Source organism: Ramlibacter sp. P4_H7 (assembly GCF_056400765.1).
On the sequence record NZ_JBFUKP010000016.1, the window covers coordinates 38,850 to 56,608 of the forward strand.

Sequence of the window (17,759 nt, forward strand, 5' to 3'; positions counted from 1 at the left end):
CGTTGCGTTCAGGGCTTCTTCGCGGCCTGGAGGGCTTCCCAGACGCGGCTGGGCGTGGCCGGCATGTCGATGTCCTTGACGCCCAGGTCCTTCAGCGCATCCAGCACCGCATTGATCACCGCCGGCGGCGAGCCGATCGCGCCGGCCTCGCCGCAGCCCTTGGTGCCCAGCGGGTTGTGCGTGCACGGCGTGCACACCGTGTCCAGCTTGAAGGTGGGGAAGTCGTCGGCGCGCGGCATGGCGTAGTCCATGAAGGAGCCGGTCAGCAGCTGGCCGCTGTCCTTGTCGTACACGCACTGCTCCAGCAGCGCCTGGCCGATGCCCTGCCCCACCCCGCCGTGCACCTGCCCTTCCACGATCATCGGGTTGATGATGGTGCCGAAGTCGTCCACCGCCGTGAAGCGGTCGACGCGCACCACGCCGGTGGCCGGATCGACCTCCACCTCGCAGATGTAGGTGCCGGCCGGGAAGGTGAAGTTGGTCGGGTCGTAGAACGCGGTCTCGTTCAGGCCCGGCTCCAGCTTGTCCAGCGGGTAGTTGTGCGGCACGTAGGCGGTCAGCGCGACCTGGCCGAAGGTCACCTTCTTGTCGGTGCCCTTGATGCGGAACTCGCCGTTGCTGAACTCGACGTCGCCATCGCCCGCTTCCATCAGGTGCGCCGCGATCTTCTTGGCCTTGGTCTCGATCTTGTCCAGGGCCTTCATGATCGCCGCGCCGCCGACGCTGATCGAGCGCGAGCCGTAGGTCCCCATGCCGAAGGGCACGCGGCCGGTGTCGCCGTGCACCACGTCGACGTTCTCGACCGGGATGCCCAGCCGCGCCGCGACGACCTGCGCGAAGGTGGTCTCGTGGCCCTGGCCGTGGCTGTGCGAGCCGGTGAACACCGTGACGCTGCCGGTCGGGTGGACGCGGATCTCGCCGCATTCGAACAGGCCGGCGCGCGCACCGAGCGCACCGGCGATGTTCGACGGCGCGATGCCGCAGGCCTCGATGTAGCTGCTGTAGCCCATGCCGCGCTTGAGGCCCTTTGCCTCGCTGGCCTTGCGGCGCTGCTCGAAGCCCTTGACGTCGGCCAGCGCATTCGCCTTGAACAGCGCGCCGTGGTAGTCGCCGGTGTCGTACTGCAGCGCCACCGGGGTCTGGTACGGGAACTGCGAGATGAAGTTGCGCTCGCGGATCTCGTCCTGCGGCAGGCCCAGGTCCCAGGCACAGCGCGTGACCAGGCGCTCCAGCAGGTAGGTCGCCTCGGGCCGGCCGGCGCCGCGGTAGGCATCGACCGGCGCGGTGTTGGTGAACCAGGCGTCCACTTCCACGTAGATCTGCGGCGTCGTGTACTGGCCCGCCAGCAGCGTGGCGTACAGGATGGTCGGCACGGCCGTCGCGAAGGTCGACAGGTAGGCGCCGAGGTTGGCGTCCGTGTGCACGCGCAGCGCGAGGAACTTGCCCTGGCTGTCCATCGCCATCTCGGCATGCGACACGTGGTCGCGGCCGTGGGCGTCGGACAGGAAGGACTCGCTGCGGTCGGCCGTCCACTTGATCGCGCAATTGAGCTGCTTGGCGGCCCAGGTCAGCGCGACGTCTTCGGCATACAGGAAGATCTTGGAGCCGAAGCCGCCGCCGACGTCGGGGGCGATCACGCGCACCTTGTGCTCGGGCAGGCCCAGCACGAAGGCCGTCATCAGCAGGCGCTCGACGTGCGGGTTCTGGTTGGCGACGTACAGGGTGTACTCGTCGTTCGCGCGGCTGTAGCTGCCGATGGCGGCGCGCGGCTCCAGCGCGTTCGGGATCAGCCGGTTGTTCGTCAGGTCGATCTTCGAGACCTTGGCGGCCTTGGCGAACACCGCGTCCACCTGCGCCTTGTCGCCGATCGCCCACTTGTAGACGTGGTTGTCGGGAGCGATGTCGTGCAGCGCCGTGGCCTTGGCCGCGTCGCGCACGTCCACCACGGCGGGCAGCACGTCGTAGTCCACGTCCACCGCCTCGGCGGCATCGCGCGCCTGCTCCAGCGTGTCGGCCACCACCATCGCGACGTGGTCGCCGACGTAGCGCACCTTGCCCTGCGCCAGCACCGGATGCGGCGGCTCCTTCATGGGCGTGCCGTCGGTGCTGGTGATCAGCCAGCCGCAGGGCAGCCCGCCCATCTTGCCCTCGATGTCCTTGCCGGTGAACACCTTGGCGACGCCGGGCATGGCCTCGGCGCGCGACGTGTCGATGGACTTGATCGCCGCGTGCGCATGCGGCGAGCGCACGAACACGGCGTAGCGCTGGTTCGGCAGGTTGATGTCGTCGGTGTACTGGCCGGCGCCGGTCAGGAAGCGGTAGTCCTCCTTGCGGCGGAACGATTCCCCGATGTGCGGCAGCTTGGCGAATGTGTCGTTGGCACCCATGGCGTTCTCCTCAGGCCTTGCCGGCCATGGCCGACTGGGCCTGCTGCACGGCCTTCACGATGTTCTGGTAGCCGGTGCAGCGGCACAGGTTGCCCTCGAGCTGCTCGCGGATCTCGCCTTCGCTGGCGTTCGGGTGGCGCTGGCACAGGTCCACCGCGCTCATCACCATGCCGGGGGTGCAGAAGCCGCACTGCAGGCCGTGGCACTCCTTGAACGCCGCCTGCATCGGGTGCATGGTGCCGTCGGGCTGGGCCATGCCCTCGATGGTGGTGATCTCGGCGCCCGGATGCTGGGCGGCGAGGGTGTTGCAGCTCTTGACGGCGCGGCCGTTGACCAGGACGGTGCAGGCGCCGCACTGGGCGGTGTCGCAACCCACGTGGGTGCCCGTCAGCTTCAGGTGCTCCCGGATGGCCGTGACCAGCAGCGTGTTCGGGGGGACGTCGATGCTCGCCGCCTTCCCATTGACCTTCAGTGATACCAGCATGTCTTGTGTCTCCAGAGTGGGGCCGGGGAGGGCATTGTTGAATTGCCCCTCCGCGCCCTCCCTAGGCGAAACCCTAGGTTGCAATCTGCGCTGGCGCGAAATTCTCAAAATGGAACAATGCGGGCACGGGCAGTGCGTCGACACTGCCCGCCAGGAGACAAAGGAGCGCTTCCATGAACGTTCCGCCCGCCAGCAGCGCGCAAAACCGGCTGCTGCAGATCGAGCGCGCACGCCAGGCCGTCATGCAGGAAGGCCGTACCATGACCGAAGTGCTGGTCCATGGCTGGTATGACGCGACCTGGATCGAACGCTCGTGGCGCCGCTGCCTGGAGGGCGGCCAGCGCCCCACGGAACGCGTGGGCTTCGAACTGGTGCCCGAGCAGCAGGCGCGCCGCACCGAGGAGGCCAACCACCTGCTGGTGACCGCCGCCCGCCCGGTGCTGGAACAGCTGGGCCGGGCGATCGCCAGCACGCGCTACTTCGCCATCCTGACCAACCAGAACGGCGTGGTGATCGACGCCCACGGGCCCATCGACCGCAGCGATCCGCGGGCGGCCGTGATCACCCGCATCGGGGTGGACCTGTCGGAACGCAGCGTGGGCACCACCGCCATCGGCGCCGCCCTGTCCGAACTGCAGCCGGTGTGGCTGCACCGCGGCGAACATTTCTTCCAGGACACCAGCTGCTACAGCTGCGCCGGCGCCCCCCTGTTCGGCCCCGACGGCCAGTGCGTCGGCATGCTGGACCTCACCGGCATCGATGCCGCCGAGCGGCCCGAGCTCAAGCACCTGGTCTCGCAGTCGGCGCGCAGCATCGAGAACGCCCTGACGCTGGCGCGCGCGCACCGGCTGGTGCTGCGACTGAACTGGCCGGGCCGCCTGCTGGGTGACGACGACGACGGCCTGGTCGTGCTGGACGGTGACGGCTGGGTCATGGGCAGCAACGGCGCCGCGCGCCAGATGGTCGCGGGTCTCTCCGGCGCGATGCAGGGCCCGGTGCACTGCAGCGAGCTGTTCGCCCAGCCCTGGGAACCGCTGTACGACCTGGCGCGGCACGCCGAGCAGGCGCCCACCGAAGTGCCCCTGTGGTCGGGACTGCGCCTGTCCTGCCTGGCCCAGCCGGCGGGCGAGGCCCGCCCCGGCCGCGTGCCGCTGCGCGACGTCGAGATCGCGCTCATCCGCAAGGCCGTGAGCGACGCGCGCGGCAACGTGATGGAGGCCGCGCGGGTGCTGGGCATCAGCCGCGCCACCGTCTACCGCAAGCTGTCGCAGAAGCCGCCCGCCAAGGCCTGAGCCCCGCGGCGCCCGCCGCGCGCCCCTCCTTCCTATACTCGCGGTCAGCTTCCTGCTCGACCGTGTCCATGCCGCGCGCCCTCCTCTTCCTCGTCGCCTTGCTGGCCGCGCTGGGCGCCCGCGCCGGCCAGGTGCAGGTGGCCGCGGCGGCCAACCTGGGCCCGGCCATCCAGAAGATCGCCGACGGCTTTGCCCGCGACAGTGGCCATCGCGCGGTGATCGCGCTGGGTTCCACCGGCCGCTTCTACGCGCAGGTCCGCAACGGCGCGCCGTTCGAGGTGCTGCTCGCGGCGGACCAGGAGACGCCGGCGAAGCTCGAGTCCGAGGGCCTCGCGGTCGCCGGCAGCCGCTTCACCTATGCGGTCGGCCGGCTGGTCCTGTGGAGCGCGCAGGCCGGCGTGGTGGATCCGCGCGGCGATCTGCTGCGCCAGCCCCCGGTCGGCAAGCTCGCCATCGCGGACGCGCGGGTCGCCCCCTACGGCCGCGCCGCGGTCGAAACGCTGCAGGGCCTGGGCGTGCTGGCGGCGTGGCAGCCGCACCTGGTGCAGGCGGAGAACATCGCGCAGGCGCACCAGTTCGTCGCCAGCGGCAACGCGCGCATCGGCTTCGTCGCCCTCTCGCAGGTCGTCGAACAGGGCCGCATCGCCCGGGGCTCCGGCTGGATCGTTCCCGGGCAGGCCCACGCGCCGATCCGGCAGGACGCCGCGCTGCTGGTCCGCGGCGCACGCAATGAAGCGGCGGCTGCCTTCCTCGCCTACCTGCGTGGCGATGCGGCGCGGGCGGTCCTGCGCGACGCGGGCTACGGCCTCTAGGACCGCATGGACTTCCGCGCCGGCGACCTCCAGGCCCTCTGGCTCACCTTCCAGCTGGCGACCTGCACCACCGCGGTCCTGCTGGTGCTGGCGGCGCCGCTGGCCTGGTGGCTCGCGCGCACGCCCTCGCGCTGGCGCGGTGCGGTCAGCGCGGTGGTCGCCCTGCCCCTGGTGCTGCCGCCCACCGTCCTGGGCTTCTACCTGCTGGTGGCCTTCGGGCCGCGCGGCTGGGGCAGCCAACTGACGCAGGCGCTGGGCCTGGGCCTGCTGCCCTTCACCTTCGGCGGCCTGCTGCTCGGGTCGGTGCTCTATTCGCTGCCGTTCGCGGTGCAGCCGCTGCAGACCGCGTTCGAGGGCGTGGGGCGCCGGCCGCTGGAAGCGGCGGCCATGCTGCGCGCCGGGCCCCTGGACAGCTTCTTCCACGTGGTGCTGCCACTGGCGCGCGGCGGCATCGTGCAGGCGGCGGTGCTGAGCTTCGCGCACACGGTGGGCGAGTTCGGCGTGGTGCTGATGATCGGCGGCAACATCCCCGAGCAGACGCGGGTGGTGTCCACCCAGATCTACGGCCACGTCGAGGCGCTGGAATACACCCAGGCGCACTGGCTGTCGGCGGGCATGGTGCTGTTCTCCTTCGTCGTGCTGCTGGCGCTGGCCCGCCTGAACCGCCGCAGCACGCGGGTGCTGGGATGAGCGAGCCGATCGCGCTGCGCGTGCGACTGCCGCGGCCGGGCTTCACCCTCGACCTGGACCTGGTGCTGCCCGCGCGCGGCATCACGGCGGTCTACGGGCCCTCGGGTTCCGGCAAGACCACGCTGCTGCGATGCGTCGCCGGGCTCGAGCGCGCGCCCGAAGCGCAGGTGCGCATCGCCGGGGAGACCTGGCAGGACACCGGGCGAGGCGTGTTCATGCCGCCATGGAAACGGCCGCTCGGCTACGTGTTCCAGGAAGCCAGCCTGTTCGACCACCTGGACGTGCGCGGCAACCTCGACTTCGGGCGCAGGCGCGCGGGCGCGGCGGGGGCCGCCGTCGACCTGGAGGCGCTGATCGACCTGCTCGGCATCGCCCCGCTGCTGGCCCGTCGTCCGCACCAGCTGTCCGGCGGCGAACGCCAGCGGGTGGCGATCGCGCGCGCGCTGGCCACCCAGCCGCGCCTGCTGTTGCTGGACGAACCGCTGGCGGCCGTGGACCCCGCGCGCCGGCAGGAGATCCTGCCCTGGCTGGAACGGCTGCGCGACGAACTGCGCGTGCCCATGCTGTACGTCACGCACTCGGGCGACGAGGTCGCGCGGCTGGCCGACCACCTGGTCCTGATGGATGCCGGCTCGGTGCAGGCCTCCGGGCCGCTGGCGGAAACCCTGGCACGGATCGACCTGCCCGCGGTGCCGGGCGAGGAAGCCGCCGCGCTGCTGCATGGCGCGATCAGCGAACGCGACGCGCGCTGGCAGCTGGCCCAGGTGCGCTTCGACGGCGGCGCCTTGTGGATCGCCGACGCGGGCCTGCCGGTCGGCCGCGAGGTGCGCGTGCGCGTGCTGGCCCGCGACGTGAGCCTGGCCCTGGCGCCGCCCGAGCTCAGCAGCATCCAGAACGTGCTGGCCTGCACGGTGCGCGCCATCGTTCCGGCGGGACATCCCTCGCAGGCGCTGGTGCAGCTGGCCTGCGGGTCCACGCTGCTGCTCGCGCGCATCACGGCGCGGGCGGTGGACACGCTGCAGCTGCGCGAAGGCAGCGCGGCCTGGGCGCAGGTGAAATCGGCGGCGCTGGTGTCCTGAGGCGCAGGGGCGCGGGTTCGCGGATACTGCGGCCTGTCCATGAGCGCGGTCCCCCTTCCCTTCCTCGCCCGCGCGCTGCGCTGCGCGCTGTACGCGCTGCTCGCGACCTGCGCGGGCGCGCAGGCGGCCGAGCCGGTCGTCGTCGGCTCCAAGCGCTTCACCGAGAGCTACATCCTCGGCGAGCTGGCGCGCCAGGCCCTGGTGCAGGCGGGCGTGCCGGCGCAGCACCGGCAAGGCCTGGGCAACACCGCGGTGATGGAGCAGGCCCTGGCCACCGGCAGTATCGCGGTCTACCCGGAATACACCGGGACCATCGTGCGCGAGCTGCTGAAGAAGGACGGTTCGCCGTCGCTCGAAGAACTCAACGCCTGGCTGGCGCCAAGGGGACTGAAGGCGGCGGTGCCCCTGGGCTTCAACAACAGCTACGCGCTGGCGATGCGCGAAGCCGACGCGCAGCGCCTGGGCATCGCCACGATCTCCGACCTGGCGCGCAGCACCGCGCCCCTGCGGCTGGGGCTGTCGCACGAATTCCAGGTGCGCGCCGACGGCTGGCCGGCGCTGCAGCGCGCCTACGGCATCCAGCGCACGCCCGGCAGCGGACTGGACCACGGCCTCGCGTACCAGGCGCTCGCGCAGGGCCAGGTGGACGTGGTCGATGCGTACACGACCGACGCGCAGATCGCGCGGCTGAAGCTGCGCGTGCTGCGCGACGACCGCGCCTTCTTCCCCCGCTACGACGCGGTGCTGCTGATGCGCGCGCAGCTCGACGAACGCCCGCTGGCCGCCGCGCTCACCCAGCGCATCGACGACCGCGCGATGCAGGCCATGAACGCGGAGGTGGAGATCGACGGCCGCTCGTTCGAAGCGGTGGCGCGCGATTTCCTGGCGGGGGGCAAGGCGGCATCCGCCGCGACACCCGCTGCATCCGCCGCACCCGCGGCCGGACCGCGCACACGCCCCGGCTTCCTCGAGCGGCTGCTGGCCCCCGACCTGCCGCGCCTGCTGCGCGAACACCTGACGCTGGTGTTCGCCTCGCTGGCGATCGCGGTGGTGATCGGCGTGCCGCTGGGCGTGCTGGCGCACCGCATTCCGCGCATCTCCGGCCTGCTGATGGGAGGGGTGGGCGTGGTGCAGACCGTGCCCTCGCTCGCGCTGCTCGCCTTCCTGATCGCGATCGTGGGCGCCATCGGCTTCGTGCCCGCGCTGCTCGCGCTGTCCGTCTACGCCCTGCTGCCCATCGTGCGCAACACGCATGCCGGGCTCGCCTCGCTGTCGCAGGGCATGCGCCAGGCGGGGCTTGCCCTGGGCCTGCGCGATGGGCAGGTGCTGCGCGCGGTCGAACTGCCGCTGGCGGCGCCCGCGATCTTCGCCGGCATCAAGACGGCGGCCGTATGGAACGTCGGCATGGCCACGGTCGCCACCTTCATCGGCGCCGGCGGACTGGGCGAGCGCATCGTCGCCGGCCTCGCCGTCAACGACACCGCCTTCATGCTGGCCGGGGCAGTGCCCGCGGCGGTGCTGGCGCTGCTCACGCAGTGGCTGTTCGACGGCATCGAACGCTGGCTGCGCCGCGGCCAGGCGGGCGCCGCGGACTCACCGCGCCCGGGCCCCGGCGGCGGTTGATCCGCCCTGCTTGTCCACCCACAGCGCGGCCACGGCGGCGCTCGCCAGGGCCAGCGCAGCGCTCACGCCCATGATCCAGCGGTAGCCGGCCACGAAGGCGTCCTGCACCGCGCCGCGCACCGCCTGCGCCGCTGCGTCGGCGCTCCCGGGCGGGAGAGTGATGGCCGCGAGGCGGTCGCGTTGCTGCCACACCTGCGCGGCCAGGTCGGCCGGCACGCCGGCGGCCGACAACGCGCCCCGCAGGTGCGGCCCGAACACGGCGGCCATCAGCGCACCGAACACCGCGATCGCCAGCACACCCGCCACGCGCGACAAGGCGTTGTTGATCCCGGACGCGGTGCCCGAGGCGTTGGCCGGCACGGCGTTCATCACGGTCGTGGTCAGCGGTGCAGCGGTGATCGCCATGCCCAAACCCAGCACCGCGACGCCGGGCAGGAAGCCGGTCCAGTAGCTGGCGCCCCGGCCCGGCCACGCGAGCAGCGCGAAGCCGGCTGCGGCGACCAGCGGACCCACGATCAAGGGCAGGCGGGCACCGCGCCGGTCCACCAGACCGCCGGACCAGCGCGAGAGCAGGAACATGACCAGGATGAAGGGCAGCAGCGCCGCGCCCGCGGCCGTCGCGGACCAGCCCTGCACCTGGATCATGTTCAGCGGCAGGAAGAACAGCCCGCCCCCGAGGGCCGCATAGAGCAGCAGCGTCAGCAGGTTGGCGCCGGCGAAATTGCGCTCGCGCAGCAGCGCCAGCGGCAGCATGGGCGCGGAGCGGGCCCGCTCCACGAGGAAGAACGCGACCAGCGCGACCACTGCGACGGCCAGCGCGAGCAGCACCGGTATAGCGCCCCAGCCTCGCGCCGGCGCCTCGGTGAAGAAGAACACGCCGCCGGCGAGCCCGAGCGTCGCCAGCACGGCACCGGGTGCGTCGAGCCGCGCCGCATCGGCACGGCGGCTTTCCGGAACGTGTCTCCAGGTCATCGCCAGCAACAGCGCCGCCAACGGCACGTTGACCGCGAAGGCCCAGGCCCAGGAGAAGCGGTCGATCAGGTAGCCGCCCAGCAGCGGTCCGATCGCCGAGGCCACGCCGCTCCAGGCCGCCCAGGTGCCGAACGCGCGGCCGCGCTCCTGTTCGTCGAACGAGGCGCTGATCAGCGCCAGGCTGCCGGGCACCAGCAGCGCCGCACCGACGCCCTGCAGCGCGCGCATCGCGATCAGCCAGTGGACCGTGGGCGACAGCGCGCAGGCGATGGAAGCCGCCGCGAAGACGGCCACGCCGAGCAGGAAGATGCGCCGCCGGCCGAAGCGGTCGCCCAGCGCGCCGCCGACCAGCAGCAGCGATGCGAGCAGCAGCGCATAGGATTCCACCACCCATTGCGCCTGCCCGACTGAAGCGTGCAGGTCGCGCTGGATCGCGGGCAGCGCGACGTTGACGACGGTGCCGTCGACGAAGGCCAGGCTCGATCCCAGGATGGACGCCGCCAGCACCCAGCGCTGCTGCGCGGGACCGCAGGGCGCCTCGGCCGCGCCCCCGCGCAGCAGCGCCTGGTCACAGGGCAGCCGGCTCGCGAGCGTCATGGCGGCACGGCGGCCTCAGCGGGGCTCCACCACCTCGCTGATCCACACCACCGGCTGCGCATCGGTGTAGTTGGGCAGGTCCGCCCTGATCGCCTTTCCGTGCGGCGCCATGGCCTGCTGCAGGCTTTCCAGCGAGTCGCAGGTGATGCTGCAAGCCGCGTGGTAGGGCGAAGGCGCCCCCGGCGCGCCGCCGGCCAGCCCCCTGTCGATTTCGTAGGACCGGCACGCACTGCCCAGCTTCTGCGCCACCATGGGCATGTGCTTGTCGCGGTAGTAGTCGTGGTCGAAGCGGCCGCCTTCGGTGCGCGGGTACAGGACGTGGAACTTGATCATGGCGTCTCCTCGCTGCGGAGGCGCCAGCATAGTCCGGCCGCCGCCGGATGGGGGTTGCCCGCACCCGCAGGGGGGAGGAAGTGCGCGAGGCCGCGCGGGGATCAGTTGGCGCTGCCGGCGTCGGGGAAGAACAGCTGCTCGCCGTTGACCTTGTAGCTGGTGATCGCCTGCTGGCCGGCCGGCGAGGTGACCCAGTCGATGAACTTCTGCGCCTCGGCCGCCTTCACGTGCGGGAATTTCTGCGGGCTCACCAGCATCACGCCGTACTGGTTGAACAAGCGCTTGTCCCCCTCCACCAGGATGGCCAGGTCGCCGCGGTTCTTGAAACTGAGCCAGGTGCCGCGGTCGGCCAGCACGTAGGCGCTGCTCGACGCGCCGATGTTGAGCGCGGGCCCCATGCCGCAGCCGCATTCCTTGTAGCCCGTTCCGCGGCTGGCCAGTCCCGCCTGCGTCCAGAAGCGCTTTTCCGCGGCGTCGGTCCCGCTCTTGTCGCCGCGCGAGATGAAGGGGGCATTGGCGGCGGCGATCTTCTTGAGCGCCGCCACGATGTCGCCGCCCCTCACGCCGGCGGGATCCGCCTTGGGGCCGACCAGCACGAAGTCGTTGTACATCACGGGGTAGCGCTTCGGCGCGAAGCCGTCGGCGACGTACTTGTCCTCCGCGGTGCGGTCGTGCACGAACAGCACGTCCGCGTCGCCGCGGCGCGCCATGTCGATGGCCTGCCCCGTGCCGACGGCGACGACCTTGACGGTGATACCCGTGGCCCGGGCGAACTCCGGCAGCAGGTGGCCGAACAGCCCCGACTGCTCGGTGGACGTGGTCGACGCCATGACGATGCTGGACTGGGCCCAGCTGCTCCCGGCAGCAGCGAAGACGATGGTCGCGGCGCAGAGCGCGCGGCGCACGAGATTCATCCCAATTCCCCCCTGACGAACAGCTCGGCCTCGCGCGAGGTCTCCCCCAGCGGGCCGTTGAAGAAGGCGTGCACGGGCAGGTCGGCGAGTACGCGCCCCTGCTCCATGTAGACGACCCGGGTGGCGAGGCGCTTGACCTGGCCGAGGTTGTGGCTGGCGAACACGAGAGTGGTGCCGCAGACCGCGAATTCGGCCATCAGCGCCTCGACCTCGCGCTTGGCGTGCGGATCGAGGCTGGCCGTGGGTTCGTCCAGCAGCAGCACGTCGGGCTGCAGGCTCCAGGCCCGCGCGAGGGCGAGGCGCTGCAGCTGGCCGCCCGAGAGCGTGCGTGCATTGCGCAGCGCGATGGCCGCGAGGTCCACCCGGCCCAGCGCCTGCAGCGCCTGCTCCTTCGCGGCCTTCCAGCGCGTGCCGCGCAGCCAGAGGGCGAGCGCCACGTTGGACAGCGCCGACATGCGCAGCGCGAAGGGGCGCTGGAACACCATCGCCTGGCGCATGGTGCCGTCGCGCAGCACCGACCCCGAGCTGGGCCGCAGCAAGCCGTGCAGCACGCGCAGCAGCGTGCTCTTGCCGCTGCCGTTGGCGCCGATCAGCGCCACCCGCTCACCGGCGGCGATGCGCAGGTCCACGCCCTGCAGCGCATGCACCGCGCCGTAGCGCAGGTCCACGCCTCTCAGCTGCACCCAGCCCGACATCAGGTCGGCTCCTGCAGGCGATGCCGGCGCGCGACTTTCATGCCGGAGCCCCCGCCAGCACGACGCCTTCCGCATGCGCACCCCGCCAGCGCGTGACCAGCGCGATCAGCGCGTTCAGAGCCAGCACCACCGCGAGCAGCACGACGCCCAGGGCGAGCGCCAGCGGCAGGTCGCCCTTGCTGGTCTCCAGGGCGATCGCGGTGGTCATCACCCGAGTGAAGCCCTCGATGTTGCCGCCGACGATCATGACCGCGCCCACTTCCGAGATGGCGCGGCCGAAGCAGGCCAGCAGCACGGTCAGCAGCGCATAACGCTCGTCGAAGGCCAGCAGCAGGCTGCGCAGCGCGCCGCCCGCGCCCAGCGAAACGAGCTGTTCGCCGTTGGCCTTCTCCGCGTCCTCCACCACCTGCCGCGTCAGCGCCGTGCACACGGGCAGCACCAGCAGCACCTGCGCCAGCACCATGGCCTGGAAGGAGAACAGCCAGCCCAGCGCGCCCAGCGGGCCGGAGCGCGACAACAGCAGGTACACCACCAGGCCCACCACCACCGAGGGCACGGCGAGGAAGGTGTTGAGCACGGTGATCAGGGCGCCGCGTGCGGGAAAGCGCGTCACCGCCAGCCACGCGCCGAGCACCAGACCCAACGCGCAACCGATGGCGCTGGCGAGCCCGCTCACGGCCAGCGAGCGCCCGACGATGGAAAACAGCAGGGGATCCGCACCGGCCACCAGCTCGATGGCGCGCGCGAAGCTCTCCTGAAAGGTGTTCATGGTGCGCGATGCTACGGGTTCGCCGCGGACTGCGCCCTCGGGTCTTGCGAGTTATGAACGGCCCTGCATAGCGCGGGCGCGGCCCTGCCGCATACTTCGCGCCATGCGCAAGGTGGAACTCTCGTACGACTTCGGCGCGCGGCGCCAGGACGGCTGGGTGCGCAACGCGCTGATGGACCTGCTGCACGCCGTGCAGGAGCAAGGGTCCATCTCCGGCGCCGCCAAGGTCCTCGGCCTGTCCTACCGCCACGTGTGGGGCGAGCTCAAGCGATGGGAAACGCAGCTGGCCCATCCGCTGCTGGTCTGGGAGAAGGGCCAGCGCGCACGGCTCGCGCCGTTCGGCGAGAAGCTGCTGTGGGCCGAGCGGCAGGCGCAGGCGCGCCTCGCGCCGCAGATCGAGGCGCTGCAGGCCGAGCTGGAGCGCGCCTTCGCCGTCGCCTTCGACGACGGCGCGCGGGTGCTCACGCTGTTCGCGAGCCATGACGACGGCTTGTCGCTGTTGCGCGGCCATGCGGTGCAGCAGGCGCAGCTGCACCTGGACGTGCGCTTCTGCGGCAGCGTCGATGCGATCGCGGCACTCAACGAAGGCCGCTGCACGCTCGCCGGCTTCCACAGCTCGCAGCAACCGGGCCTGGGCAGCGAGGCCCAGCGCAGCTACCAGCCGCTGCTGCAGCCGGGCCAGCACAAGCTGATCGGCTTTGCCGAACGCAGCCAGGGCCTGATCGTTGCGCCGGGCAATCCACTGCGCCTGCTGTCCATGGGTGAAGTCGTGCGCCGGCGGGCGCGCTTCGTCAACCGGCCGCGCGGCAGCGGCACGCGCCTGCTGTGCGACGAGCTGCTGCAGCGCGACGGCATCACCGCGTCGGACCTGTCCGGTTACGAGCGCGACGAACCTTCGCACGCCGCCGTGGCGCAGGCCATCGCGTCCGGCAGCGCCGACGCGGGGCTGGGCATCGAGGCCGCGGCCCGCGCGCGCGGCCTGGACTTCGTGCCGCTGCTGCAGGAGGTCTACTACCTCGTGTGCCTGAAGGAAGCGCTGGACGCGCCGCCGATCGCGACCCTGCGCCGCCTGCTGCAGGAACCGGCCTGGCAGGACAAGCTCGCGGCCCTGCCCGGCTACACGCCCTGGCGCAGCGGCGAGGTGCTGAGCCTGCGGGCGCTGCTGCCGTGGTGGAACCTGCCGCCGAAGAAGAACGCGAAGCCTGCCTAGGCATGGCATGCGCTGAGGTGCGCATGCGCTGCGCTCGGCCTCAGATCGCGCAGGTGCGAAAGCCGACGAAGCTCTCGTCGCGCCCGGGCAGCGCCCAGGCACGGAACTTCGGATGCTTCAGGCGCGAGCGCGTGGCGAAGGACGCGCCGCGCAGCACGCGGGCCGCGCGGAACACGGCCTCCACTTCCATCTCCGCCTGGGGCGCCCACACGTCGGGCTGCCAGCCCGCGAAGGGGCGCAGCGTGCCGGCGGTCCATTCGCGCACGTCTCCCCAGCGGAATCCCCGGCGCACGGCCTGCGTCGCGGCGATCTCCCATTCGGCCTCGGTGGGCAGGCGGCGGCCCGCCCAGCGGGCGTAGGCGTCGGCCTCCCACCAGCTGGCGTGCATCACGAGCTGCGTGCCGCCCATGCGCGTGGGCTTGCCGAACAGGGTCTGCAGCACGGCGCCGCTGGCGACACCGATCTGCTCCACGTAGCGCGGGCCGCGGCGGCCCTCGCGTTCCGCTTCGCCCTGCAGCCAGCTCCAGCCACCGGGGTGCCACAGTTCCTCGCGGTCGTAGCCGCCGTCGGCGATGAATTCCACGTACTGCGCCCAGGTCACCGGCTGCGCGTCGATCTCGAACTCGGGCACCTGCACGGCCTCGTGGCCGCGCTCGATGTCGAGCGCGAAGGCGTGATCGTCGGACCAGCCCAGCGTCCACTGCGTGGCCGGCATGGACATGGGCGGGCGCGCGGCCACGCCCGCGGGCAGCGGCAGGCCGAGGGACACCCCGGTCGCCTGACCGATGTGGACCAGTTCCTCGCCCCGCAAGTCCTCGTGGAACAGGGCCATGCGGAAGAAGTACAGCGCCTCGTCTTCGTCGGCGGTGTGTTCCAGCAGGTCGAGGGTGGTCTCCAGCGTGTCCAGCAGGTAGGCGCGGATCGCCGGCGCATCCGGCAGCTCCAGCGTCCAGCGCTGGCCGTGCGGTGCCAGCCGGGGATCGAACCACTGGTCCGCCTGCGGTTCGATGGAAGCCAGTCGCACGGCGTCCGGCGGGCAGCGCGGCCCGAGCGCCCGCTGGGGATTGCGGGCGATCCAGTATTCCGCGAGCCAGCCCACGTGGCCGGCCAGCCAGAGGGGCGGCACCAGGTCGTCGCTCTTGGGGACACGCAGGTCCTCGCCCAGGCCTTCCTCCAGGCGCGCCAGCAGCTGCAGGGTGCGGTTGCGCGCATCCATCAGCGCGAGCGACAGCTGCTCGCGGCTGGCGCGGCGCATGTCGGGGGTGTCGATGGCGGCGGGCACGGCAGGCATGGCGGGGTGGGTCCGTCCGGGGCTGACCGGGTACAAACACCGATGCCGCAAGAGGGCCGGCGTCACGATGCTGTCAGGTTGCCCGGGGGGCGCTTCCTAGAATTTCCTTCTTACTACTCTACCTGACAATCGGGGGTCGCTCAGCCTCCGGCACGGAGACAACATGCGCGCTTTATTGAAGCTCTCGAATGCCGTGGACTGGCTGAACGCCCAGGTCGGCAAGTGGGTGATCTGGCTGATCCTCGGCTCCACGATCATCAGCGCCATCAACGCCCTGGTCCGCAAGATCTTCAACGTCAGCTCGAACGCATACCTCGAGGTGCAGTGGTACCTGTTCGCCGGCGCCTTCCTGCTGGCCGCGGGCTACACGCTGCTCAATGGCGAGCACGTGAAGATCGACGTGGTCTCCAGCCACCTGTCCAAGCGCAAGCAGATCTGGATCGACATCATCGGCTTCACCTTCTTCCTGATGCCGATGTGCATGATCATCCTCTGGTTCGGCACCCCCTTCTTCCTGCAAGGCTACCGTTCCGGCGAGATGTCCTCCAACGCCGGCGGCCTGATCCGCTGGCCCGTGTACGCGTTGATGCCCATCGGGTTCGGCCTGCTGATGCTGCAGGGGCTGTCGGAACTCGTGAAGCGCATCGCCTTCCTGCGCGGGCTGATCCCCGACCCGACGATCAAGAAGGTCGCCAAGACCCCCGAGGAAGAACTGGCGGAGGAACTGCGCCGCCAGGCCGAAGCCCAGGGCCGCGTCTGAACGCCCGCACGAGGAGCACACAACAATGATGCAGTTCATCGCCCAGAACCTTGCGCCGATCATGTTCGGCGGATTGATCTTCTTCCTGCTGTTCGGATTCCCGGTCGCCTTCAGCCTCGCGGCCTGCGGCCTGTTCTTCGGCATCGTCGGCATCACCATGGGCGTGCTGCCCGAGTCGCTGCTGCAGGCCCTGCCGCTGCGGATCTTCGGGATCATGCAGAACGACACGCTGCTGGCGATCCCGTTCTTCACGCTCATGGGCCTGATCCTGGAGCGAAGCGGCATGGCGGAGGACCTGCTGGACACCATCGGCCAGCTGTTCGGCCCGGTCCGCGGCGGCCTGGCGCTGGCCGTGATCTTCGTCGGCGCCTTGCTCGCCGCCACTACCGGCGTGGTGGCCGCCTCGGTGATCTCCATGGGCCTGATCTCGCTGCCCATCATGCTGCGCTACGGCTATGACCGGCGGCTGGCCACCGGCGTGATCGCCGCCTCCGGGACGCTGGCGCAGATCATCCCGCCCTCGCTGGTGCTGATCGTGCTGGCCGACCAGCTGGGCCGCAGCGTCGGCGACATGTACAAGGGCGCGTTCATCCCCGGCTTCATGCTCACCGGCATGTACGCCCTCTACGTGATCCTGGTGGCGGTGTTCAAGCCGCAGTGGGCGCCGGCGCTGCCGCTGGAAGCGCGCACCATCCGCGAGGACAACGGCAAGACCGGCCTGCCCTCGCTGGTGGCGCTGACGCTGATCTCCGCCGGCCTGGCCATCTACATGGGCGAGAACTGGGCGCGCATCGTGAGCTGGTACACGGACGGCCGCGTGACCACGGCGGCCACCGATGAAACCATCGTCGTGTCGCTGTGCGCCGGCGTGATGCTGGCCTTCGTGATCGCGGTGATCAACAAGGTGACGCGCCTGGGCCTGCTGTCGCGGATCGCCGAGCGCGTGACCTTCGTGCTGATCCCGCCGCTGCTGCTCATCTTCCTGGTGCTGGGCACCATCTTCCTGGGCATCGCGACGCCGACCGAAGGCGGCGCGATGGGGGCCATGGGCGCGCTGATCATGGCGTTCGCCCGCGGGCGCCTGTCGTTCTCGCTGCTCAAGCAGGCGCTCAACACCACGACCAAGCTGTCCTGCTTCGTCGTGTTCATCCTGATCGGTTCCACCGTGTTCAGCCTGGTGTTCCAGGGCGTCGACGGCCCGCGCTGGGTGGAGCACCTGCTGACCAGCCTGCCGGGCGGCCAGCTGGGCTTCCTGATCGTGGTGAACATCCTGATCTTCTTCCTGGCCTTCTTCCTGGACTTCTTCGAGCTGTCCTTCATCGTGGTGCCGCTGATCGGCCCCGTCGCGGAGAAGCTGGGCATCGACCTGATCTGGTTCGGCGTGCTGCTGGGCGTGAACATGCAGACCTCGTTCATGCACCCGCCCTTCGGCTTCGCGCTGTTCTACCTGCGCAGCGTGGCGCCGGACAAGGAATACACCGACAAGCTCACGCGCAAGCTGATCCCGCCGGTGACGACCATGCAGATCTACTGGGGCGCGGTGCCTTTCGTGATCATCCAGATCGTGATGGTCGGCCTGATCATCGCGTTCCCCGGCATCGTCTCGCGCGACAAGGTGGAGAACGTCGACCTCGACAAGGTGAAGATCGAGATGCCCACCGACATGCCCGGCGCGGCGCCGGGCAGCGATCCCTTCGCGCCGCCGCCGGCTCCCGGCACGCAGCCGGGCGCCGCCCCGTCGGGCGATGCGGCTTCGGCGCCCGCCGCCGAGACGTCGGGGGACGACGAACAGAAGAAGATGGACGAACTCTTCGGAACGCAGAAGAAGTAAGACCCCTGACCAGCGAGGGC

16 protein-coding genes are annotated in these 17,759 nt (G+C 71.0%); 8 read left to right on the forward strand and 8 right to left on the reverse strand.

Annotation, left to right across the window (positions count from 1 at the left end; genetic code table 11):
* Positions 1–8 precede the first annotated feature (8 nt).
* Both AC1DSA_RS19475 and AC1DSA_RS19480 read right to left on the reverse strand, forming a co-directional pair.
* Positions 9–2,387 (reverse strand): xanthine dehydrogenase family protein molybdopterin-binding subunit, encoded by a 2,379-nt coding sequence (locus AC1DSA_RS19475; protein WP_477892225.1) that lies wholly within the window; start codon positions 2,385–2,387, stop codon positions 9–11.
* Between the two features lie 10 nt (positions 2,388–2,397).
* Positions 2,398–2,871: a (2Fe-2S)-binding protein gene (locus AC1DSA_RS19480; protein ID WP_477892227.1), complete on the reverse strand. Its 474-nt coding sequence runs from the start codon at positions 2,869–2,871 to the stop codon at positions 2,398–2,400.
* A 173-nt stretch (positions 2,872–3,044) separates the two neighbouring features.
* On the opposite strand from AC1DSA_RS19480, the gene AC1DSA_RS19485 reads away from it, so the two are divergent.
* The 5 genes from AC1DSA_RS19485 (at position 3,045) to AC1DSA_RS19505 (ending at position 8,367) form a co-directional block, all read left to right on the forward strand.
* Positions 3,045–4,163 (forward strand): helix-turn-helix domain-containing protein, encoded by a 1,119-nt coding sequence (locus tag AC1DSA_RS19485; RefSeq protein WP_477892229.1) that lies wholly within the window; start codon positions 3,045–3,047, stop codon positions 4,161–4,163.
* A gap of 68 nt (positions 4,164–4,231) precedes the next feature.
* The gene (modA, locus tag AC1DSA_RS19490; RefSeq protein ID WP_477892231.1) at positions 4,232–4,975 is read left to right on the forward strand and encodes a molybdate ABC transporter substrate-binding protein; all 744 of its coding nucleotides are present in this window, start codon (positions 4,232–4,234) and stop codon (positions 4,973–4,975) included.
* A 6-nt stretch (positions 4,976–4,981) separates the two neighbouring features.
* Positions 4,982–5,665, forward strand: coding sequence for a molybdate ABC transporter permease subunit (modB, locus tag AC1DSA_RS19495; RefSeq protein ID WP_477892232.1), 684 nt, complete (start codon positions 4,982–4,984; stop codon positions 5,663–5,665).
* On the forward strand, positions 5,662–6,744 hold the full coding sequence (gene modC / locus AC1DSA_RS19500; protein WP_477892234.1) for a molybdenum ABC transporter ATP-binding protein: 1,083 nt from the start codon (positions 5,662–5,664) through the stop codon (positions 6,742–6,744). Before modB ends, modC begins: the two co-directional genes overlap by 4 nt.
* Before the next feature lie 39 nt (positions 6,745–6,783).
* The gene (locus AC1DSA_RS19505) at positions 6,784–8,367 is read left to right on the forward strand and encodes an ABC transporter permease/substrate-binding protein (protein ID WP_477892236.1); all 1,584 of its coding nucleotides are present in this window, start codon (positions 6,784–6,786) and stop codon (positions 8,365–8,367) included.
* On the opposite strand, the gene AC1DSA_RS19510 is transcribed toward AC1DSA_RS19505, so the two are convergent.
* From AC1DSA_RS19510 to AC1DSA_RS19530, 5 genes are all read right to left on the reverse strand, one after another.
* On the reverse strand, positions 8,338–9,936 hold the full coding sequence (locus AC1DSA_RS19510) for an MFS transporter (RefSeq protein WP_477892238.1): 1,599 nt from the start codon (positions 9,934–9,936) through the stop codon (positions 8,338–8,340). The two genes, AC1DSA_RS19505 and AC1DSA_RS19510, sit on opposite strands and share 30 nt — an antisense overlap.
* Positions 9,937–9,951: 15 nt before the next feature.
* Entirely contained in the window at positions 9,952–10,269 is a 318-nt protein-coding gene (locus tag AC1DSA_RS19515) for an EthD family reductase (RefSeq protein WP_477892240.1), read from the reverse strand.
* Between the two features lie 101 nt (positions 10,270–10,370).
* Positions 10,371–11,183, reverse strand: a complete 813-nt coding sequence (locus AC1DSA_RS19520; RefSeq protein WP_477892242.1) for an ABC transporter substrate-binding protein — start codon at positions 11,181–11,183, stop codon at positions 10,371–10,373.
* Positions 11,180–11,878 (reverse strand): ABC transporter ATP-binding protein, encoded by a 699-nt coding sequence (locus AC1DSA_RS19525; protein ID WP_477892245.1) that lies wholly within the window; start codon positions 11,876–11,878, stop codon positions 11,180–11,182. Before AC1DSA_RS19525 ends, AC1DSA_RS19520 begins: the two co-directional genes overlap by 4 nt.
* A 37-nt stretch (positions 11,879–11,915) precedes the next feature.
* Positions 11,916–12,647 carry an ABC transporter permease gene (locus AC1DSA_RS19530; RefSeq protein WP_477892247.1) on the reverse strand — a complete coding sequence of 244 codons (732 nt, stop codon included), beginning with the start codon at positions 12,645–12,647 and terminating at the stop codon, positions 11,916–11,918.
* Positions 12,648–12,750: 103 nt separating this feature from the next.
* On the opposite strand from AC1DSA_RS19530, the gene AC1DSA_RS19535 reads away from it, so the two are divergent.
* On the forward strand, positions 12,751–13,857 hold the full coding sequence (locus AC1DSA_RS19535; RefSeq protein WP_477892249.1) for a substrate-binding domain-containing protein: 1,107 nt from the start codon (positions 12,751–12,753) through the stop codon (positions 13,855–13,857).
* Positions 13,858–13,897: 40 nt separating this feature from the next.
* Here AC1DSA_RS19535 and AC1DSA_RS19540 read toward each other — a convergent pair whose 3' ends face one another.
* Positions 13,898–15,148, reverse strand: a complete 1,251-nt coding sequence (locus AC1DSA_RS19540) for an SUMF1/EgtB/PvdO family nonheme iron enzyme (RefSeq protein ID WP_477892251.1) — start codon at positions 15,146–15,148, stop codon at positions 13,898–13,900.
* Positions 15,149–15,311: 163 nt separating this feature from the next.
* On the opposite strand from AC1DSA_RS19540, the gene AC1DSA_RS19545 reads away from it, so the two are divergent.
* The gene (locus tag AC1DSA_RS19545) at positions 15,312–15,908 is read left to right on the forward strand and encodes a TRAP transporter small permease subunit (protein WP_477892253.1); all 597 of its coding nucleotides are present in this window, start codon (positions 15,312–15,314) and stop codon (positions 15,906–15,908) included.
* A gap of 28 nt (positions 15,909–15,936) precedes the next feature.
* Positions 15,937–17,739, forward strand: coding sequence for a TRAP transporter large permease (locus AC1DSA_RS19550; RefSeq protein ID WP_477892255.1), 1,803 nt, complete (start codon positions 15,937–15,939; stop codon positions 17,737–17,739).
* Positions 17,740–17,759: the final 20 nt, after the last annotated feature.